At 43.5% G+C, this 2,160-nt stretch carries 3 protein-coding genes; 1 reads left to right on the top strand and 2 read right to left on the bottom strand.

Annotation, left to right across the window (positions count from 1 at the left end; genetic code table 11):
• Positions 1 to 5: 5 nt before the first annotated feature.
• Positions 6 to 185 (top strand): GDCCVxC domain-containing (seleno)protein, encoded by a 180-nt coding sequence (locus AAY72_RS16980; protein ID WP_082629001.1) that lies wholly within the window; start codon positions 6 to 8, stop codon positions 183 to 185.
• Between the two features lie 222 nt (positions 186 to 407).
• Here AAY72_RS16980 and AAY72_RS14660 read toward each other — a convergent pair whose 3' ends face one another.
• A complete protein-coding gene (locus AAY72_RS14660; RefSeq protein WP_057788517.1) occupies positions 408 to 1,424 on the bottom strand; it encodes a TniB family NTP-binding protein in 1,017 nt (338 codons plus the stop codon).
• Between the two features lies 1 nt (position 1,425).
• A partial coding sequence (locus tag AAY72_RS14665) for a Mu transposase C-terminal domain-containing protein (protein WP_156411344.1) occupies positions 1,426 to 2,160 on the bottom strand: 735 nt, incomplete at its 5' end.

A 2,160-nucleotide genomic window follows, 5' to 3' on the forward strand; every position in this document is an offset into this window, starting at 1 on the left:
AATTTCTGGGGATACCTCAGAAGGTCGAGACCATGCCAACAAACGCTTGCCAGTGGTATTACGAATGTGAAGGATGCAAAGCGCTGCTCAAGCCGTTAAAAGGTGACTGTTGCGTATATTGTTCTTACGGGACCGTTAAATGCCCTCCTATTCAAGAAGGAAGCAGTTGCTGCAACAAATCTTAATGTCTGCTTTTGGCACTAAGCTGACTATCAGAATTGATCAAGCTTGATCATGAAAAGTGTCAGATCGAATTATGACTAATCCACGTAATTTGACTGGCAGTTTTGAACTGTACCATTGGTCTAACCTGACACAGATAAAGTTTAGACTTATTGATTGGAGATTGCTTAGTTCATGAGTTTTTCAATTAGTCTGAAATGTCTAATTCGGGCGATAATGTCTGATTAAAAAACGTCCTGAAAGCTGAGCTCTTTTGGCTTATCTTTAAACCGAACATTAACTCCTTTTCCATGATTATAGTCTTCCCAACCGACATATTCCCCAGGTTCCAATATTTTTAATTTATTCATCGGTAGTAAAAAAGGATTGTTAGATCTTGTGATTACAGAGCTCCGCTTACTTGCCGTTTCAGCAAGTCGTTTCTGACTGATATAACTTTCGCCATTCTCAAGAGCGTCTTTATACGTATCGTTCAGAAGGTTTTTCAACTTTCTGAAGTTTCCGCTCGAATACGCGTACAATCTGCGGTGCATCTCTTCCGATGCGAGTTCTGATGGTTCCGGTAAATCCATCAGCTTCTCAAACATAGATAAAAACCCCTGGTACTTGTGCAACTCGCTATCAGTACTGATACGGAAAGGGCTAAGTGTTCTACGCCGCTCAAAACGGCTTGATAGCTGACTAACGCTGTCTAAAATCACCGAACTGTACGGCATACCAAATAGCGCCATAGGTATTTTGGTGTCGACTATCAGGCTTTTAATGGAATTTGCCGTTTCCTTAAGTATTTTCAGACTTTTACGCTCTATCAAGTGCTGGAATTCGTCGATAATAATTAGTTCTAATCGACAGTTCCAGGCTAACTCCTTGATTTGTTTTCGTAGTGCAACTTCGTTGCTAGACTCGAATGGATATGGATGGCCAAGATCTGACAAAATTTGTTGAAACAGTGCCACTGAATTGGCCTCGCCAGGCAAGGTGGTCGACAACACTGGTATGTAGGTGCCTTCGTATGAATCATTTCTTGCATTCAGTTCGAGGTACTTATTAATGAGTGACGTTTTACCGGCCCCCGCATCACCGGTAACAATTATACATTCAGGGTCGCCACCAAGCTTTGACAGCTCCCTGCATTCATCTAGCTCATTTAGCACTGCTTTGAGAAAAGGGCTTGCAACAAATGCTGAACGAAAACGAGCTAGCCTTGCCTTGATTTCTTTTTCACTGAGTTTTGCTGCCATGTTATAGGAACTCCCAGCCAGTGGTATCTACAGGTTTACTTGGTCTCTTCTTCGGTTCGTCTCCGACATTGGAGTCAGATGTTAGGTTTGCAGGTTCATCCTGCTTCTCAGAAGCCGATGCTTTTGCTCGCCTTGAGTCTTCGACATACCTTGCTGCTTTAGATGTTCGACCTGTGCGTTTTGATGATCGCGTTTTTGCAGTGAAAGCCTCGTCAACCAACTGGTGAATACGACTATTTGCTTCTTGAATATCATCATCGCAATAGCTATCTCCAACCTCTTGTCTGGTAGCTTTACAGTTGATCATGTGCTGATGGAGCGTCACTGAAGAAGCGTACTCAAACTTCACTGCCGGCACTTTAAGAAAGCACTTCGTCAGTTGATTGGACACATAGATATACCCGAGATTCTCTGGATCTACCTTAAAAACAACCTGATGATCACCAACTCGCGCCCGGAGCTCAGCCAGTGCATGACTGGAGTAACGAAGGTGCCTGAACGTCACTCCATCCCGCCGTAACTGGCCGCTAAGCGTCCGACAGAAGATCAGATTCAAATCTTCAATATCGAACTCAGTTTGAACAGGAGCAAACTTTTCAAACGCTTTCGTCCATGTATGGTTAGGGATGCGGTCTCGTTTCGCATTCGGGCCTGCATGGTAAATGTCACAAATCCAGATATGAATAATCTGCTGCAACCTATCCATATCAACAACTGCGTATTTCGGGATGATCCG

This window comes from Alishewanella sp. WH16-1 (assembly GCF_001441695.1).
Taxonomy (GTDB): Bacteria; Pseudomonadota; Gammaproteobacteria; order Enterobacterales; family Alteromonadaceae; genus Alishewanella; species Alishewanella agri.

Excerpts from the sequence above, each read along its gene's own strand:
- AAY72_RS14660 (WP_057788517.1), bottom strand. The coding sequence starts at position 1,424 with ATGGCAGCAAAACTCAGTGAAAAAGAAATCAAGGCAAGGCTAGCTCGT.